The sequence below is a fragment of the Desulfosporosinus shakirovi genome (assembly GCF_020595055.1).
Taxonomy (GTDB): domain Bacteria; phylum Bacillota; class Desulfitobacteriia; order Desulfitobacteriales; family Desulfitobacteriaceae; genus Desulfosporosinus; species Desulfosporosinus shakirovi.
In genome coordinates, this window is the sequence record NZ_JAJDOO010000006.1 from 177,348 (window position 1) to 195,418 (window position 18,071).

Sequence of the window (18,071 nt, forward strand, 5' to 3'; positions counted from 1 at the left end):
CCCGGCGAAATCAACATTTGGCCGGTCGTGAAAAACGGAGAAAGCGGCATAATTCAAATTGAGCAGCATTTTTAGGCCAAGACCTATGTCCTCAAGGCTTCAACGACTTCAATTTTCCCCTTGTCATCAAGTTTCACGTTTAATGATTCAAAAAACTTTTTTCTCGTGTTGGAGTAAATGCAGTAATCACTACTTAGTACTTTTAAGTTCTCTTCAAACTTATCATAATAACCGTGGTTATTCATTTGCCCCTTCAGACTTTTCACTATTCTAGAATTTTTCAGCAACGCCGATTGCATATCAGTATCGCTATTCATCTTGTTCATATTCTCAAAAAATTGTGTTCTTTCAACAAGCAGTTCTTCATCTGTTATTTTAGTCCATTTTCTAGCTTCTTTAGCAAAAAAATCCTCAAATTTTTCCATATCTTGATTAGTCAAATTTTCATACATCTCTTTCATTTCTTCCGGATACTCAATGCCTTCAACTTCATCCAGAAATTCAACCATATTGAGCCATGCTTCCTCTTTTTCTTTTGTATTTATAGGAGCATTTAGAAAAGGACTATAGTTAATGACCAGCATTTTACCGAAATTACCAGGAAAAATGCGTTGTATTTGTCTTTTCATGAATCCTTCTCTTTCTCGTTCATCCATTTCCAGTGATTTATGTAAAAATAATAACTGTTTTGTTAAGTCTGAAAGTCCATAATTAGAATCCGTAATGCTATTCAAACAAGACATAAGAACGTTTTTGCTTTTTTCGAGTCTATTTATTTCTTCATTAAGATTTATTAAGTGTTGCTCCAACTTATCTTTCAACCTTTTAGGATCTGATATAATATCATTAATTTCTTTAATGGATATATCCAATTGTCTCAGAACGGATATTTGTACCAATTTATCAACTATGCTTTGTGAATACTCCCGATAATTGTTTTTCGGATTGACCTCAGGCTTTATTAACCCCTCTTCCTCATAATAATTTATTGCTTTTTTAGTAAGCATTGTAATCTCCATGACTTCACTTATTTTCATTGAAATCCCCTCCTCTACTAAACTATAAGCTAATACCCAAGGGAACAGTCAAGTGCAAATAGTTTCAATCTTAATAACTCATAAGCTCAAATGTCGTAGCGTCACTAGACTATTGAATTAGGGTTTGTAATTCCACAAGGGTGGATGTTCCTGACTTGGTGAGTTGAACCAGCTCAGCGCCATCGGCAGAGATATAATTTTCATCACCCTGCAATTTATTCTCCGTAAGATGACCGTCTGTAATGATATAGGCTGTTTGATTGTCATAGACGATTACCTGCCCCTTCGCTCCAATAAGAGCACAACTATTTTCATCAAAGGGAATCGAGCCTTCCCATTCGGTTTTCAGCCCAGGGTTATCCTTCATTAATTCAAGGTCGGCTGTGGTTTTAATCTTTACGAGTTGATTATCGACTACTTCTTCTATATATACTCTTCCTTTTCTAACCCCAATAATTCTATCGTTGGTATTATTAGAGATGACGAGACGCTTATCATTTTTTAAGGCTTCTACATATTGAATAGCCACCACTTGCTGGATAGTCCCCACTTTACTGTCAATATAAAGTGTTGAGAACCGATCAGAGGTGGCCATATTATTGATAAGCTCTCTTGGTTTGTTTAGGCTACTTACTTTTTTCATAACATCAATTTTCAGGAGCTGTTGTGTCGAGCCATTCGCGACAGTTAAGTACATCAAATTAGTGGCGGTTGCGACAACAAATTTTTCTAGCCTTCCAGCTGCGGAAATCTCTTCACTGCCACTCGGTGGATCAAATGAATTAGAACGATCTTCAGGAGCGCTATCTTCATCACTATTCGGAAGTTCCAGCGAAAACAGTTCGGTAAGTTGTGGACTTCCATACCGCTTTTCATACCTTGGTTCGGCCGGAACCTTTGGGGTCACAATTTCTTCTTGGGTTGGGTCTTCTGTTTTACGCACAATTGAAGGGTTTGAGGCAATAGTCAGAGGGGGGTATACTTTGACGGTTGTCACCTCATTAGGGTTTTTCTTGGCATAAAAATAGAGTAAGATATTTCGATCCGGCAACCATTGATACGTTAAAACTCCCAGTTTCTTATCCGCGGTCGACGGCGATGTTTTCTCAAAAACAATCTTTTCCTTTTTTAAGTTGAAAATTTTAAGTGTACCCTTCTCCATATAAGCCAAGTAATCCTTGGCGTAAGAAACCTGAATATTAGTAAGCTCAGAACCAGGGATGGTCGCTTTAAGCTGAAGTGTGATCGGTGGTTCAATTTCCAGCGGAGTCAGTCCCATAACTCTTTGAACTTGGATGTTCAAAAGCGAGTGCCCTCCAATTTGTAAAACGAGTGAAACTAATATCCAAACTAACAAAATACGCAGTTTCTTCTTCATGTCTAACTTCTCCTTCTATAACGGGTATTAATTTGTTTCTTTAAGAGGGAGCTGCAAAAGTCGCTAGATTCGTTGATACTATTCCGGCATGACCACAATTCCCGTTGGCAGGTAGCGTTCACCAGCCCAATTCCAAAGTTTATTAATCACTTTTCCGTTATAAAAGAGTTCTGTAGAAGAACCGCCATCCAGATTGGCCGCATTCACAGCATCATAATCCCTAAAAAGGTTATAGAGGTCGCTCATTTTTGCTCCCCAACTCCAGGTCGGTTGTCGACCATCGATTACGACAAGAATAATCGTGCCATCTGCTTTCTGTCCGATGGCCGTTCGAGGGGCAACTGACCAAACTGAGTCTTGAAATACACCCTTTTTTCCGTCCTGGATTAAGGTCGGCCAGAACGATACCGCTTCCTGAATGTTTTTCTTTTTAACGTCATCAGCCTGTATTTGTCCAACGATCAGTTTGCCTTCTTTATCGAGGGCCACAATGTCTGTACTCTTATTGCCAATATTGTTATGGACGATTTCTCCATTATGCACGGTTAACCCGTCAGGAAAAGCTCCGTTTCCTGCTCCGTTCGGGTCATAAAATCCTCCGCCATTTATTCCAGCAATAGCCCCTGTGTCTTTAACGAAGTCACTTACCCGTTCTCCTGTGACCTCTAATTCTTTTGTCACAGCCACTTTTATCCGTTTCGGATCCTTTATGAGCATTACTTTTCCTTTAAATGCCTTACCATTAATATCTTCAATCGTGATACCAGCAGATGCATCGAATACAGTACGCCGGATTGGACTATTAGACGGCGCAGCTGCACTGTCATACTTGTTTACAATTTCGCTAATTTCTTCATCCGAGAGAAATGCCTTAACAACCTGTGGATGCCTCGATGTGAGAATAGAACCGACCGCCAAAGTTTTCGTTCCTTCGAACGGTCCCCAAAAAATAGTAAATGGAGCTAAGACTACGGAGAAAACTAGATTGAAGATAAAAAAAGTAATAATCCTTTTCAAACGTATTTTTCGTATTTTCCTCATGTTGCCTCCATTAATATCACGTTAAAAAGACCCCCTCACTCTCTAAGGAGTAACCACAAAGGCTGTGGGAACATAGCGTTCTCCAAAAACGTTCGGAAGCTTATTTAGGACTTTGCCTTGATAGACCATTTCCGAGGAAGAACCACCATCCAGATTGACTGCGTTCACTGCCTCATAATCTTCGAAAACCTGCCTAAGGTCACTTAAAGTCGCCCCGATACTCCAAGTAGGTTGGCGTCCGTCAATAACAACGAAAATTACAGTACCATCCGCCCTCTGACCGATACCAGTCCGAGGGGCAATTCCCCAGCCACCATCCCCTGTAATTACGGATTTGCCTTCTACAATAAGATTAGGCGCAAACGTAACCGCTTCACGAATCTGTCGCGCTTCCAATTGATTGGCCGTCATCTTGCCAAGGACCAGTTTTCCCAAGTTATCAAATCCAACAATATTGACTTCTTTTTCTTCCATATTATTGTGGACCAGGTTCCCATCCTGCATCGTTAATCCGTCTGGGAAAGCTCCGTTTCCTATTCCATTCGGGTCATAAAAACCTCCGGCATTAATTCCGGCAAGGCCTCCCCTATCTTTGACGAGCTCGCTTACCCGCTCTCCCATAACTCCCATATCTTTAGTAACGGCTAATTTTACTCGGGTTGGGTCCTTGATCAACATCACTTTGCCCTTGAAATTTGGTCCTGCAATATCCTCGACCGTGATTCCCGCGCTGGTATCGACAATCCCCTCGGGGAGTCCAATTGCTTGTTCTCCACTTACCCCTTGAGATAGATTAGCGGTTTTACCTTCTCTTAAGGTGGGGCTGGCATCCGTTTGAGGGCTGGTGAAAGCCGCAAAGGCTATTAGCCCTATGGCTACAACTCCCAGCAACGACCATTTAGCCGAAGATAGCTTATCCTCTCTGCTTTTAATCATGATTAGTCTCTTCTTGATTTGTGAATTTGAGCCGCACAAACTTGCCAGGCTCGCCATTTGGGGAGCTTGAGAGTAGGTCTCTGCCAGCATGACAAGTGTATAAGCATAGTTGTTGCGTTGCTCAGTATCAATTCGCGCTGTCACTAAAGCGTCACACGATATCTCCTGGTCTTCCCTCATTCGATAAAAGGCGTACCAAATTAGTGGATTAAACCAGTGTCCGATCATCAATACCTGGCATAACCAATTTATCCAGATGTCCTTACGTTTAAAGTGCATCAACTCATGTAAATATATATGGTTTACCTGTTCCAAGCTAAATGTTTGCTCAATCCCCATCGGTAATAGTAATCTGGGGTGGATCAAGCCTAATAATGATGGGCTGTTTACGTGCCTCGACTTAAACAGAGGAATCTCCGTATTTATCTTTAATTCTGCTTTAAGTTTATTGAACACAGCAAGTAATCCTTGGTCAGTTACCAAAGCATGTCCAATGTTTTTAGAAAACCGTTTGTTAACCTGGACTGTGAGAATCGTCAGGGTCAGAACCCCTAATAACCATATGTAAGACATTAGTCGATAAACAAACGGGGAAGCGCTCCACGTATTTGAATTTCCCTCACTTGGGCCCAGGGTTTCTGAGCTTACAACAGCTATCTGAGAATAACTATCCGTGACAGCTGTTGGGTCCCAAGCAGGTTGTAGATTTGCAACGTTGGCTGAGGATGATGGTGTGGTTTGGTCAATGATCGAGGTTATCATCTGCTGTAGGTGGGAAGAGTCGAGGTAATTATAAACACTTATCGGACTGTTTGGAGTCCACGGCAACACCAAACCAATGATTAAAACAGACCATAGCAGATACTGAAAACCTGCCCCGATTTTATGTCTAAGTACAGCTTTCACTCCGAGGAGAAAAACGATGAAAATGCTTGCCTTGGCAGATGTAAGCAAAACCCAGTTAAATAAACTAAGATAATTTTCCTGTAATAGAGTTAGCATCTTTACGCCTTCCTTTCTTCAAGGAGCTGCTTTAATTCTTCAATGTCCTCCTGAGAGAGTTTTTCTTCTTGAAGAAAGGTAACAAGCATGGGCTTTAGCGCTCCTCCAAAAACTCGAGTAAGAAAGGATTTACTCTCTGCTTGGATACAATCTTGCTCTGTCACTAATTGATTGTACATATAAACCCGGCCCTCTTCTTTAAAACCGAGTGCCCCCTTTTTCACAAGTCTCCCAATTAAAGTCTTAATCGTGTTTGGTTTCCAATCCGTCGATTGTTCTAAAGCCTTAACGATTTCATTTGCGGTACATGGCGCCGACTTCAACCAGCAGATCTTCATAACTTCCCATTCTGCAGCGGATATGTTGGGTGTATTTTTCAAAATTATAGTCCTCTCTCGCCTTATGTTTACACGCGTAATTAATAGTATACTACAACTGTAAACTATTACTGTCAAGGCAAATATTTAATTAATTTACAATATTCCCCTTAGCAATTTCTTTAAAGTTCGAGGTACGAGGCATAGTTCTACGTTAAGTGATATTATTTCACTACTTTCAGATACATGGTTAATGATCCCATTCAGGTTCTTACTGTTCTTCTGGGATATAACTGTCAACTCGGTCCCGTTAACAAAGGCATCTTTTACTCCCGATAGTTTCTTAATATTGTCAACTACGGTATAGTTCGCAGTAGAAAGCTCTACGACTACCCTTTTATCACTTGTCATCAAGGCCTTAAGTTCTTCTTTTGTCCCCTTGGCGATAACCCTTCCCTGGTCCATGATGAGGATTCTGGTACAGATCTCTTCAATTTCCTCCATATAATGTGAAATATAAATGATGGTGGAACCCATTTTGGTAAGTTTCTTGATTGATTGGATGATGTGGTTTCTGGACTGCGGATCGATACCTACTGTCGGTTCATCCATGATAATCAGCTTCGGATGATGGACTAGGGCGGGCGCAAGCTATGTTCAGCCTTCTTTTCATTCCATTGGAAAACTTTTTAGGGTACTGCTTCTGCTTATCAAGCAGACCCGTAAACTCCAGGGCTTCTTCCACTCGTTCCTTCAGCAGTGCACCTTTTAAGCCGTAGAGCTTTCCGAAATACGACAGGTTTTCATAGGCCGTGAGATCTTCAAAGATTGCGATATCCTGAGGGACAACACCCAAATCCCGCTTGATCTCTAACTCGTGCTCCTTGAAGTTCTTACTGAAGATTAGGATTTCACCGCTATCCGGCCTTGTCAGCCCGATCATGGCGTTGATGGTCGTGGTTTTGCCTGCCCCGTTTGGACCCAGCAGTCCAAGAATCTCACCTTCTTCGATGGACAGACTGACGTTGTCTACAGCAAGGACATCTTTGTAGCGTTTTACCAGATTTTTTACTTCAACTAACATTTACTAACCTCCCGTCTTCTAAGCAGAGTTCATATGCGCTTATGGTTATAGGTTAATACAAAACTCAAAAAGACGGTAGTGAGTAGAAGCATACGTACATATGACAAATGTCATATTGAGAAACAAGACATCACAGCGAATTCCATCCAAAATGAGGATACCAGACTTGTAATCAATACCAGTTTCAACTCAGTTTCTCGATCCTTGATAGTATCTATCCACCTTGTAGTCCAGACCAGGAAAAAAGATGCGGACTGTGTTCCTTCTCTGACCGGCTGGTCTGTTCTGCAGATCGCGCCCCATATTTTTCCACCTGAATGCTTTTTATATTAATAAAATGATAAAAGGACGTAGGTATCGGCACAATTCATGAAGACCGATATTATATACCTCATCCAGCTGATGTAAGGCAACATACCTGTCCCCATTTAAAGAACGAGCCTGTTTAAGCATCAAATTCTTTATAATCCATTGATTGTAAGGCCTTCTATTCTTAAAAAGGTAAAAACACTCTCCTTGAATTTTTTCTTCAAAAGAGTGTAAGTGAGAAATATCTACTTTTTATTAACTTGTAATGAAAAAGTTACTGCTACTTTCGCACCACTGTCTTTTGTGTTTGCCAAAGAAATGCTTCCACCATGCTTTTGACAGAGAATTTTACAGATATTCAGTCCCAACCCATAATGATCGCTATCCAGCAGGTTTGTCTTTATAAAAGGGTTCCGTGCCTGCCTTTTCGGTGAGTGTCTGCCCCAGCTCTCGCTGGCTCATGTTTTCCACATCATCGTCCGCTATAAATTGACCCCGGTCCTTTAGCGGAATTCCAAGGAGAATGAGCCCTTGGGTCTAGTTCAAATGGTGCACCGGTGCACCATTTGGGGGCTCTCCCGTCGGGGGAGGAGAGTATAGCCATACTCCCGGAAGGTTTTCATCAATTCTTAGGGTCAAAACCATTGTATACTTGTTATAAGATCGCCACTTAAGGTGTCGACAATTTCAGCTCCGGCAGAATTTTGGGAGTTTGTATCTTCCGATGCCTTTATATCAAACAACCTGTATATCCTATCACCGCGTACATAGGTAAATGTGCCCAGCGTCCAGTCGGAAGTATGGAGATAGCCATATTCACTCGTGCCCAATTTGACAGCCTTATAACTGTAAAGCCCAAGTTGTTGTGAATCAACCACATCTTCAATCGGAATAAAATTGCTGCCAAATCGATCACTCATGCGTTCATAGGGCATTTCTTGCAGGGTATTGTCTGAAACGGTATAGACGTACATATTATTACTGCTCATGCGATGGAGTTGCACAGTGTTCCCATCTGTGCTAACCGTAACATCGCAATAATCGTCGCCCTGTATCGCGGTACATTTAAGCGGTTTTAAATCCAGGCTTCGCATGATCTTAAGCGAATTGAGGTCATATATAAATAGCCCGAAATAGCCGTGGAAAATCACCATGTCCTCCGAAGCATAATCCAATTCTGCCATCCCAACAGCATCAATACTCTGTCCGGGTGACCATTTGACGGCCAGCGGTTCCAGTGAAGTCTGCTGAGGGGCATAAGGTGCGAGGCCCCGTCCGCCGCCGCCCGTACCGGTACTTATAATTTCAAACTTATTTCCCTCGATATTCCTGACTCGGATCTCCAGAGAATTGTCGGGCCAGGTTCCCTTGCCTTTGGCACCGCGTGAGGGATTTACATAGCTCTCGTTATCGGTGGTAAAATTATAATTCAGAGCAACGCAGAACTCATTGATATTGCCGGCCACAACAAAGATGTCGTTCAGCTGATAAGCTGCGATCCGATCGCTGACCGGCAGGTTGTCCCTCGTTAAGGTTGCCATATGGGCATCAAAGGCGATTGTTCCGAGCCTGTTGAGGTCTGTTTCCGTGCTGATGAAGGTAAGACCGGACTGAGTTCCATTGACCCGGCCGGAAAGGATCGCCGTGATGGCCTGCATCGTTGCCGAGTTGATTTTATTAATACGGCTGTAGGGCTTCTCAATATAGCTCTTCTCACCTTGGCTGTAAACATAGTACGTTATGGTCTGACTATCTTCAAAGTACTTAAAATCGATGCGCATATAGTCAGAGACGGGAGGTATATCCTCTACAGTCACAGATGGTTTTTCCTGATCACCGTTCAGAACCAGAACCGACATACGCTTAATAGCCTCCAGATCCGTGACGGTAACAGAGGCGGCAGCTTTTCTATTCTGATAGTCGGTCAGTACAATGTTCTGAACATGCCTACTTCCCAATAAGGTTACTTCTTCCATCCCCTTGTAATCCTCTTCTGGAATATTGTAATACCGTTTCTCATCGCCATACATCACAAGGGCAAGGGAAGGATCGGAAGCAAAAAAGCAAATACTATGATCAATGGCATCTGGAATAAACACTTCAATCGTGGTTTCCGGTTCTTCGGGCGGGGGTATGAGCTTTTTGCTCCAGTCGTTTTCAGCATTGTCCAGCCATTTAGCCAGTTCGGAGCCCGATACATAGGTTGCGCCATATTCAGCTGAAGTGACTTTGATTTGCTTAATCTCGGAAATAAGAGCAATGAGATTAGCGGGGTTCAAAAATGACAAATCCGGCTCATCGTCAACAGGGTTCACCAGCAGGCCAATTCCAAGGACGATTACGGCGATGACCGCCACAGCCATCATCCAAAACCTGGGTTTTCGATAATTAAGCACATTTTTGATTCTGCCCTTCACGTTGCCCTCACCGAAGGCAAGCGGGCTGCCATTCAGGATGCGCTTTCCGATTGCCAGGGATAAAAGCGAAGCGGCATAAGGCTTTTTGATCTCGCCGCCCATTTCCTTGATCACTTTCTCATCACAGGAAAGTTCCATATCTGCACCCATCTGTACAAAGGCAATCCACACCAGAGGATTGAACCAATGAATGCTCAGAACCATAAAGGCAAAAGGCTTTATAATATGGTCGAGCCTGCGGATATGGGTCTGCTCATGGCGGACGATATAGCTTTTTTCCTCTCTCGTCAGTCCGGTGGGAATGAAAATTCTCGGTTTGAAAACGCCAAGCATAAAGGGTGTTTTTAGGTTATCAGCCTCATAAATGTTCTGCTCAACATTCTGTGCGCTTTTCAGGCGGTTTTTCAAAATCAGTACCGAAGCGATACTGTAAATCAGCATCGCCGCGATGCCGAAAAGCCACAGGAACGTAGCCATCGCCATGGTTGCTTCCAGCGGATCGGCAACTGTCTGTTCACCACCCTGGGGCAGGGTTTCCTTGATGACTTGGCTGATACCTGGAAGCGGCAAATCCACCTGTGGGTTTGCCGTGTGAACGATATCGGTGGGGATATAGGTGATGCTGCCGTTGGTTACGGCTGGAGAATGAAAGATGCCCAAGAGCGAAAAGTCCGTGGAAAACGATATGGGACAGAGAAGCCGAAATAATACGACTGCCCACAGCGCATAGGAAAATACTCTCGGCGCTTTTTTCAGCGGCAGACGGGCAAGCAGCACCAGAACGATAACAATCCCCGCAGTAAGACTCATATTCAGAATTATAGGAAACAGCGTATAGCACCACATAAGCATTAACCTCGGTTCTCGTCGATCAGCTTTTTCAGTTCTTCTGCCTGACGGTCGCTGAGCTTTTTGCCACCGATAAAAGCTGTCAGGAATTTGGGTAGTGAACCTCCAAAGGTATCCTCCACAAAACGCCTACTCTGCTTTGCGTAAAACTCATCCTTTTTTAATAATGATGTAACAACAGCATTTTGATTTTGAAAAATACCCTTTTCACATAGATTCTTTAGAACTGTATAAGTCGTGGACTTTTTCCACTCCATTTCGTTTTCACATAACTTCACCAACTCGCCGGAGCCGATTGGTTCATGCTGCCAAATCATTTCTGCAAATCTCGTTTCGCTCTGTGATAATCTATAGTCTTTCATGGCAATTCCTCCTTAGTCTATATGGTATAGACCTATATTTTCAGTCTATATAGTATAGACCTGTTTGTCAATATAGACATTTTTCAATATTGAAGGAGTATTAGGGGCTTTGCCCCGAACAAGCGAATTTGGGGAGACAAAATTCAGTGCTTGCTGCAACACAAGACAGCAGTCTTGTGTTGGGGGTGGGTTACGATTGTTCTCCAATAAAGAGACTACGAATTCACTCTCTACCCATTTGGCATTGGGATAAGTTTGCCAGACATCTTCCTCGCTGCTCCCAATTTGTATTCCACGTGGATTGCTGCCAGTGTTTTTATTGGTAATGATGATAAAAAACACAGGATCACCTCCTACTGTAAGTCTATGGCTGGAATACTCCCATTGTGGTGCACCGTTGCATTCATAAAGCACGTAGACCATTGATTGGCCAATCTTTCTTCAAAATTTGGATATTTGGATATAAAAAAACGACCAAACATTATTGTCCAATCGTGTTAATTTGAAATAGTATTTTCTGTTTAAACTTCGTTAAGCAAATCCTCAAGTTGCTCCAATAGCAACGGAACCTCTTTTTGCGATAAATTCCAGACAAGTTCCATTCTTAATTCGCCATACCCGTGTGCTACGATATTTCTAAGGTCAACGATCTTTCGCCATTGAATATCCTTATACTCCATCCATAACTCCCGTGACAATACGTTAGCATGTTCACCTATGTTAAGAAGCGACATTGCAGTTGCCTTCTGATAAACATCATTTTCGAGGAATCCTTTTTTACCGATTTCATTAGAATACCTTATAATGTCTTTGCATTCGGATATGATCTTTTTCAGTAATCGAATATCTCTATGCTTCATATATCCTTACCATCTTGTTAATGGTTAAATAGCTATTTTCCTTTAAGGGGCCGGCAACCACATCCACCTTGGCGTTCAATTTCTCTTGAATATCAAACTTAAGCCCGGACATATCAAATAAACTGGCAACGTTTTCATCAAAGTATACAAGTAAATCCACGTCTGACTCCTCCGTATTCTCACCATTTGCAAACGAGCCAAACAAGTCGATGCTAAGCACCGGATACGCAGGTGCAACCTGACCGACCACATCTCGTATATCTGTAATTGTCACGCTTTATCACCTCTTAAAGACCTTAAACAAAATTAAGGCAATGATTAGATATCTGAATAGATTATACCTTAAAAACTGGTCACAATCAAAAGGCTTATTAGTCCAATGTGAGAAATATCCTCGTTGTAGGGAATTCCATTGGGCACGTGTAAATATCATAATAGAAATAATATCCTAACGTTTGACTTGGGCAGTCCATTGAGGATGCCGGATGGAAATTAGTGGTCCCTTCCACTGTTCACTTTTGCTTGGGATGTTTTTGATCAGACTTCTTGGATTCAATCCCATTTTTTGGCCATTTTCACGATCTCTTCATTCAGTCTGCATTTCTTTTTTGCTTCAGCCCATTCAACATCCTTGTTGTTATTACTGGCCATACCATTGTCCTTTTTTGGGGAAGGTCCAACACCTAGATAATTCATGCTCCGCAGGATCTTAATGGCATTATTTGGGTCATTCCGCCAGATTAACTGATACCAGACAGAATCATTAACCTTCCAGTATATTTCTGTGGTAGGGTGGTTGGCACCAATATAAAGGAAATAAAGTTTCCCAGGAAAATCCGAAAGAGCCAGGCCGTCTACTCCAATAGTTTTGATGATCTCGGAGGCATAATTTCTGGTGCTACCCTCTTGTTGGCCCGGTCGAGCCGCAACAAAGTAACTCCAATAACCCATTTTCCATGATATTATCCTAAAAGCATCAAGGTCCATAATATATTCCTTGCCTTCAATTCCATTAGGAAGGGTAATCGTTTTTACTTCTTTATTTTCATTAATAAACTGCTCTACTATTGGTGGTCCTAGAGGGTTCTCAATGTTACCGGAAAGTGTCCCTGCATATGTACCGGTACCGATTCTTTGATCTGGAGTCCACTGCTCGATTTCAATCGTGAATTTATTCTTGCTGGTTTCGAGATTAAGATGCCACTTATTTTCCTGATAAGGGGGAGGAAGGTAAGATGGTAAATAAACAGGGCAATTGCTGGTTTCTAACAACAACTTTCCAGAAATAAGTTTAAATGGCGCGATTTTGAAAGATGAGTTAAGGGTTGGGTTGCTTGAACAATCAGAAGCGCTAATTATTAGCAAAACTGTAAAAATAATACTTGAAATGACTAATTTCCAGCTCAATCTGCTCAAGGCGATAGGACCTCTTTTCATTTAACGTAACCCTCCTTATCTTAAGGCTGAAACCAAGTGAAGTCATCGTGGCAAATATCGCCATAAAACCCGAACTGGTCTTTTTCCCAACCCGGGAAGGGTCCTAAAATCTTTTCCGGATTCTCACCGTTTGCCCCAATTATCCATAAGGAATTGTCTCGAACATACATTATTCGGGTTCCATCTTTAGACCATACTGGCTGGTACACACCTGTGCCAGCAACTTTTAAGGAGTGTGCTCCAGAGCCATTGACGTTTTCAATCCACAAAGTTCGCGAAGCTATCCAGTTCGCAAGTTCTTCGGGTTTGCTGAAACCCCATACACTATTCCCTAAGTTTTTTGCAGAAACAAAGGCAATATTATTTCCGTCTTTAGATAACGAAGGATCAATGGCAACATCTCCCTCTGGATTCGGAAGCTCCCTGGTCGTCCCCGCTTCAACATTAATAATTGATAGAGTTTTCTGTGCCCAGACTACACGACCACCGCCAGTTACCGCCAGCAATTGACCTTGTGGCGAAACAGATAGCCAGCTTCGATATGTTAAACTAGTGGTTAGGAGTTTAGCCTCTTTATCACCTAGCCGAAGACTCATCAGACCCAACCCGTCAGCAGCCAACGAGGCTGAATGAAGTGGATCTGACCAATATAATAATCCATCCCCGTTTGGCCACCAACGAGCAATCTGAATTCCGGCATTCGAAGCAGTGGTTTGCCTAACCGTATTACCACTATTCAAGGTTAGTGTATAAAGAGCATCGTTACGTTTTTCCGAGTTATTCTTATCAAAAGGAAGCGTAACGCTGTAGGCAATAGATTTACCATCCGGCGACCAACTAGGGTATGAAACTAAACCCTTAATCTCAAGTTTTGCTTTTCCTTCTACTGGCACCAGCCACAAACCATTTGTACCACTTGCCGCTAAAACATCAGAGGTAGGTGACCAAGAAAAGCTTTGTCCTTCAACTTGATGAGCATTCTGTCCGTCCCGCCGAACAATCCAAATTTGGCCACTGTTATTATTGGGACTGTTAGTGGAAATATACGCAATCCATTCGCCATCATGTGACCAGGCCGGATGTTGTACATCGCCTGAATTTGTTAGTTGCTTTACTTCACCGGTTTTACCATCGAGAACGTATAGTAACCCTTGCCAAACAAATGCCAAGTCACCTTGATTTTTAAATACTTGCGTATTTAGGTTCATCGAACTAAGAATAGAGGTTGTGTTTGGGGATTGGTTTGAATTAGTAGAAGAATTGCCATTGTCATTTGATTTTTGAGCCATTTGTGTTGACTCACACCCTGTTAAAGTCGTTACTAGACATAAACTGACTATTATTAAACGAGTCAATAATTTAACCATACCTTTTCGCCCCCTAACTCAAATCTGAGACTTTTTTACTAAGTTATTGTATTTTTAGCTAGGCGTTATTTAATATCTATATTAAATGCATTATCTTTAAATATTACAGATTGAGCCAGTGAAATAGTATCTTCTTTATTAAACAATATATCCAAAAATGGCTACTACCCTTTGACAATAAGCTCTCTGATTTCTGCTTCAAGCCTTTCTAGATTGGCATTTCCCTGGGCTATCATGTGTTCAAGCTTAGCAACAATATTCAGAACCTGACTTTTCACTCGCTCAACGCTTGCCTGAGATTCATTGATTTTTGATTGCATAAACCAATCTGCAATTAACCCATCAAAGAAGAAATCTGCAAATTTCGCAAACCCTTCTGTTTCAATGACAATTTCTGAGCTGATACTCACATCGGTTAACTCTATCTTAAATTGGCGCAGTAACCTCTGTATATTCTCTGTTTCCACTTTGGCATCGTCAATATGAGAATGTTTTGCCAGATCGGATATAAGTCCTCCCCCCAAAAGATCCCAAGTTCCCCATCCTTCGGCGCTTTCAAGAGTGCTTAGAACACTGTCCAGACTGTCAAGCACTCTGTTTCCCGCTGATAGTGCTTCATTTATTTCTTGGAGATTGATTCTTGTAAGATTTGCTTTGTCTGTTAGCTCAAGTATTTTTTGTGCCGTTTCTCCGTTTTCTCGCATTAGTTCTTCTTTCTTTTTAGCACAGAGGTGGTCGTATTCCTTTTGGCAATCGACATAGCCTAAGCGTTCAGAGGACAGTTTTGAAATCTGATAGTTAACATCCTTCAAATCTTTTGCGGCCTGATCGTATCTTAGTTTTGCAGCAAGAGCTTCTCTTCGTTCCTTCTCAACGTGTTCATTCAAACTACCCAGTATCGAATAGAAAACCGAGGCAACGCTCTTATGTTCAAGTCTCTCTGCGTCATAATTTTCTTTTTCCAAGATAACTTTTAGCCCACTCTCTTTGCTTTCTAGATTATCCTGTTCCAATTCCAGTTGTTTCAGAATGGAATCAATTCTATGCAGGCGGGCAATGCCCCGCTGGGTTTGCTCTAACTTTTCGTTTATTTCCAAATTCATTTTATTCTCCTCTTGAGTTTAATTTAGACCTCTTCGCTAAACGTCCATTAAACCTATCATGAATCTCTATTTTCTTTTCGTCCATAGCTTGTAATACTACTTATTAATCCCGTCGATAATCCAAAACCTATTGTGAAATATAAATCATTTCTTATGTCAGATGAAAACCAAAAGTTTTTAGTCATAAATAAGATCATTATTCCTGCGCCACAGGCTAAGCCAACCTCAAATTCTTTTCCCTTGGGTATCAAATGTCTAAATCTCCAACCCAAAAAGTAAGCCAGTGCATAACAGATTATTAAAATCGTGAAAAGTAAAACAAATGGCAAATTGCCTCCCTCCCTATCATGACATACTGCCGCACCCCTGGAATTGCTCACATCGAAGCTAATTAAAGGAATTAAGAAGAGTATCTTTTCTCTAAACTCCCAAGTGCCTTTATCCATTTTGTGATGAGTGTTTTTTACAGTATTCCGTTACCAGTCAACCTGAGAATTTACACGGCTCGACAGCTGAAATAATGTTTTTGAGCTGGAAAGCCCGTAATATCAGCGCAGATAGCATTCTTGTTAGCAGCTTGTCCGCTGCCAACAAGAAGAATAAATTTCAGGAGTTTCTTTCTACAATATCAAGCACTAGAAGTAAGTGCTTTACAAAAAATTTAAGAAAGGTTACGAAAAACTTACAGGTAAGAACATTAAATGAAATTGCCTGCTACTGCATCTCAAACATAAACATTCCAGCAATAGTCGCCTAGCAGGTTTTCCTTTAGGAACAACAATTTCAACGAAAATCATGCTCTAAGTGAGGATGATTTAGTATGGCTCTTTTCTCATATCGCGAAATATTCACTAATCAAGAATTTTAACAGGAATGTCAAATAAAATACAGAATTAGTAATTGATTTAAGCGTGTTTCAGCGTAGTATCGTCTGAAATTTATTCATAATAATGGAGGGGATCGAAGTGATTAAAAAAGTAGCCGTGGTGTTATTCATGACACTTGTTCTACTGGGTTTGATTGGAGGATGTGGAAGTAAAAGCAGTGAGGTTAAGACAAGCGCTCCAGCGGGGTCTATGGATATGGCTGGGCAAATAAACTCTGGTTTTTCTAATAGTGTTTCGGATAAAGCAACACAAGCTGTGCCGACATCACCACATACTGCGACAGAGACGAGTGCCAATGATTCATCACCAACCGCTGTTACCCAAGAAAAGCTTGTTGATGGTCATAAAATCATTCAGACAGGGACTATTTCCATGGAGTCACTTAAATTCGATGAGTCTGTTTCGAAAACGCTAGATTACGTGACATCCATAGGGGGCTATGCAGAAAGCTCAAATATTCAAGGGCAGGGTATTAGCTCGGGAAACACAGCCTTGAAAAGAACGGCTAATTATATATTTAGAGTACCAGCTGATAAATACACGGATTTTTTCACCAAAATGAAAGGTTATGGCGTAGTAACTTTGGAACAATCACAGGGGCAGGATATTACGGATCAATATTTTGATACGGATGCTCGATTAAAGACGCTCAAAATACAAGAAGAAAGGGAATTAATGCTTCTTCAACAGGCAATCAAGTTATCAGATATTCTTGAATTGGAAAAGGAACTCAACAGTGTAAGATACCAAATTGAGAGCTACACTGGGACATTGAGAAAATGGGATAGCCTTGTCAGTTATTCCACCGTAAAAGTTACCATTAGAGAAGTCGATGAAGCCATAATTATTGTTCCCACTAAAGAAAAGGGATTGTGGGCAAGAATGGCATATTCGTTTACATCTTCGATGAAGCAATTGGGCGAGCTAACCCAAGGATTCATAGTGTTACTCGTTGCATTGTTACCCTTCATTGTGGTATTGGGAGTAATCCTAATTGTAGTCCTATATATTAGAAAGAATTTTAAGAAATGGCTCTCTATCGTGAAGAAAGACAAAAGGTAATCCACAGTTCCCATAGGTAAGGACATCCCTCAGCATCGCCAGTAGGGTTCAAGTCGCGAAGATTGCCAACAAACAGCTGCATTGCATCAACTACGGCTTGATGACGAAGGGGGGTGCTTTAGGCTATGGCTAAAATTCCTGGCGTGAAAAGTAAACAAATGGCAACTTGCCTTCCTCCCTATCATGACATATTGCCACACCCCTGGAATTGCTCACATCGAAGGCTAATTAAAAGGTAGTGCATTATTGATAGCAGTAATCATTAACTTAGGCATACTACCCATAGAAATCACCTCGTTTATCCACATATCGTACATTCCCTCACCAAACATTATCCCTTGTGAATTTGCAAATAAATACTTCGTAAAAGCGTTGCTAACTACTTGCTTAAACTCAGGATAAAAAAAGCGTGCTGTCGCACGCGCTTGCATAATCCAATTTTAAAAATATCATATCAAGCATGCCTACTCAGGCATGCGTTCTTGTTTCTTTAACCACCATTCAGGGTACATTTCTGTCCCACACGTTTCACACGAAAAGACATGAGGCCCAGTTAGTGGATTCCTTGGATTAACAAAATCGAACTATTCAAGAGCATCTTCGGGGATAATCTCTTTCTTCCC

16 protein-coding genes and 1 pseudogene are annotated in these 18,071 nt (G+C 41.5%); 1 reads left to right on the top strand and 16 read right to left on the bottom strand.

Features of this window, described 5'->3' with window-relative positions:
* Window positions 1-83: 83 nt before the first annotated feature.
* The 16 genes and pseudogenes from LJE72_RS07715 to LJE72_RS07790 all read right to left on the bottom strand — a co-directional run bounded on the left by LJE72_RS07715 (window position 84) and on the right by LJE72_RS07790 (window position 15,828).
* The gene (locus LJE72_RS07715) at window positions 84-1,037 is read right to left on the bottom strand and encodes a MerR family transcriptional regulator (protein WP_229247033.1); all 954 of its coding nucleotides are present in this window, start codon (window positions 1,035-1,037) and stop codon (window positions 84-86) included.
* A gap of 109 nt (window positions 1,038-1,146) precedes the next feature.
* The gene (locus tag LJE72_RS07720; protein WP_229247034.1) at window positions 1,147-2,415 is read right to left on the bottom strand and encodes a hypothetical protein; all 1,269 of its coding nucleotides are present in this window, start codon (window positions 2,413-2,415) and stop codon (window positions 1,147-1,149) included.
* A gap of 78 nt (window positions 2,416-2,493) precedes the next feature.
* The gene (locus LJE72_RS07725; RefSeq protein WP_229247035.1) at window positions 2,494-3,456 is read right to left on the bottom strand and encodes a phosphodiester glycosidase family protein; all 963 of its coding nucleotides are present in this window, start codon (window positions 3,454-3,456) and stop codon (window positions 2,494-2,496) included.
* Between the two features lie 42 nt (window positions 3,457-3,498).
* Entirely contained in the window at window positions 3,499-5,394 is a 1,896-nt protein-coding gene (locus tag LJE72_RS26490) for a M56 family metallopeptidase (RefSeq protein WP_312038899.1), read from the bottom strand.
* A gap of 2 nt (window positions 5,395-5,396) precedes the next feature.
* Window positions 5,397-5,774, bottom strand: a complete 378-nt coding sequence (locus LJE72_RS07740; protein WP_229247036.1) for a BlaI/MecI/CopY family transcriptional regulator — start codon at window positions 5,772-5,774, stop codon at window positions 5,397-5,399.
* A 93-nt stretch (window positions 5,775-5,867) separates the two neighbouring features.
* Window positions 5,868-6,795: pseudogene (locus tag LJE72_RS07745) on the bottom strand (ABC transporter ATP-binding protein).
* Window positions 6,796-7,485: 690 nt separating this feature from the next.
* The gene (locus tag LJE72_RS26495; protein WP_312038905.1) at window positions 7,486-7,629 is read right to left on the bottom strand and encodes a DUF3102 domain-containing protein; all 144 of its coding nucleotides are present in this window, start codon (window positions 7,627-7,629) and stop codon (window positions 7,486-7,488) included.
* 110 nt (window positions 7,630-7,739) lie between these two features.
* Window positions 7,740-10,367 carry a DUF5301 domain-containing protein gene (locus tag LJE72_RS07750; protein ID WP_229247037.1) on the bottom strand — a complete coding sequence of 876 codons (2,628 nt, stop codon included), beginning with the start codon at window positions 10,365-10,367 and terminating at the stop codon, window positions 7,740-7,742.
* A 5-nt stretch (window positions 10,368-10,372) separates the two neighbouring features.
* Complete coding sequence (locus LJE72_RS07755; RefSeq protein WP_229247038.1) at window positions 10,373-10,732, bottom strand: BlaI/MecI/CopY family transcriptional regulator; 360 nt, start codon at window positions 10,730-10,732, stop codon at window positions 10,373-10,375.
* 45 nt (window positions 10,733-10,777) lie between these two features.
* Window positions 10,778-11,074: a hypothetical protein gene (locus tag LJE72_RS07760; protein ID WP_229247039.1), complete on the bottom strand. Its 297-nt coding sequence runs from the start codon at window positions 11,072-11,074 to the stop codon at window positions 10,778-10,780.
* 179 nt (window positions 11,075-11,253) lie between these two features.
* Complete coding sequence (locus tag LJE72_RS07765; RefSeq protein WP_229247040.1) at window positions 11,254-11,592, bottom strand: HepT-like ribonuclease domain-containing protein; 339 nt, start codon at window positions 11,590-11,592, stop codon at window positions 11,254-11,256.
* Window positions 11,582-11,866, bottom strand: coding sequence for a nucleotidyltransferase family protein (locus LJE72_RS07770; RefSeq protein WP_229247041.1), 285 nt, complete (start codon window positions 11,864-11,866; stop codon window positions 11,582-11,584). The genes LJE72_RS07765 and LJE72_RS07770 overlap by 11 nt, the downstream gene beginning before the upstream one ends.
* 278 nt (window positions 11,867-12,144) lie before the next feature.
* The gene (locus tag LJE72_RS07775; RefSeq protein ID WP_229247042.1) at window positions 12,145-13,029 is read right to left on the bottom strand and encodes a hypothetical protein; all 885 of its coding nucleotides are present in this window, start codon (window positions 13,027-13,029) and stop codon (window positions 12,145-12,147) included.
* A 20-nt stretch (window positions 13,030-13,049) separates the two neighbouring features.
* Window positions 13,050-14,396 carry a biopolymer transporter Tol gene (locus LJE72_RS07780; protein ID WP_229247043.1) on the bottom strand — a complete coding sequence of 449 codons (1,347 nt, stop codon included), beginning with the start codon at window positions 14,394-14,396 and terminating at the stop codon, window positions 13,050-13,052.
* Between the two features lie 164 nt (window positions 14,397-14,560).
* Window positions 14,561-15,499 (bottom strand): hypothetical protein, encoded by a 939-nt coding sequence (locus tag LJE72_RS07785; RefSeq protein ID WP_229247044.1) that lies wholly within the window; start codon window positions 15,497-15,499, stop codon window positions 14,561-14,563.
* Window positions 15,500-15,555: 56 nt separating this feature from the next.
* Window positions 15,556-15,828: a hypothetical protein gene (locus LJE72_RS07790; protein WP_229247045.1), complete on the bottom strand. Its 273-nt coding sequence runs from the start codon at window positions 15,826-15,828 to the stop codon at window positions 15,556-15,558.
* Between the two features lie 636 nt (window positions 15,829-16,464).
* Between LJE72_RS07790 and LJE72_RS07795 the strand changes: the two genes are divergently transcribed.
* Complete coding sequence (locus tag LJE72_RS07795; RefSeq protein WP_229247046.1) at window positions 16,465-17,448, top strand: DUF4349 domain-containing protein; 984 nt, start codon at window positions 16,465-16,467, stop codon at window positions 17,446-17,448.
* Window positions 17,449-18,071: the final 623 nt, after the last annotated feature.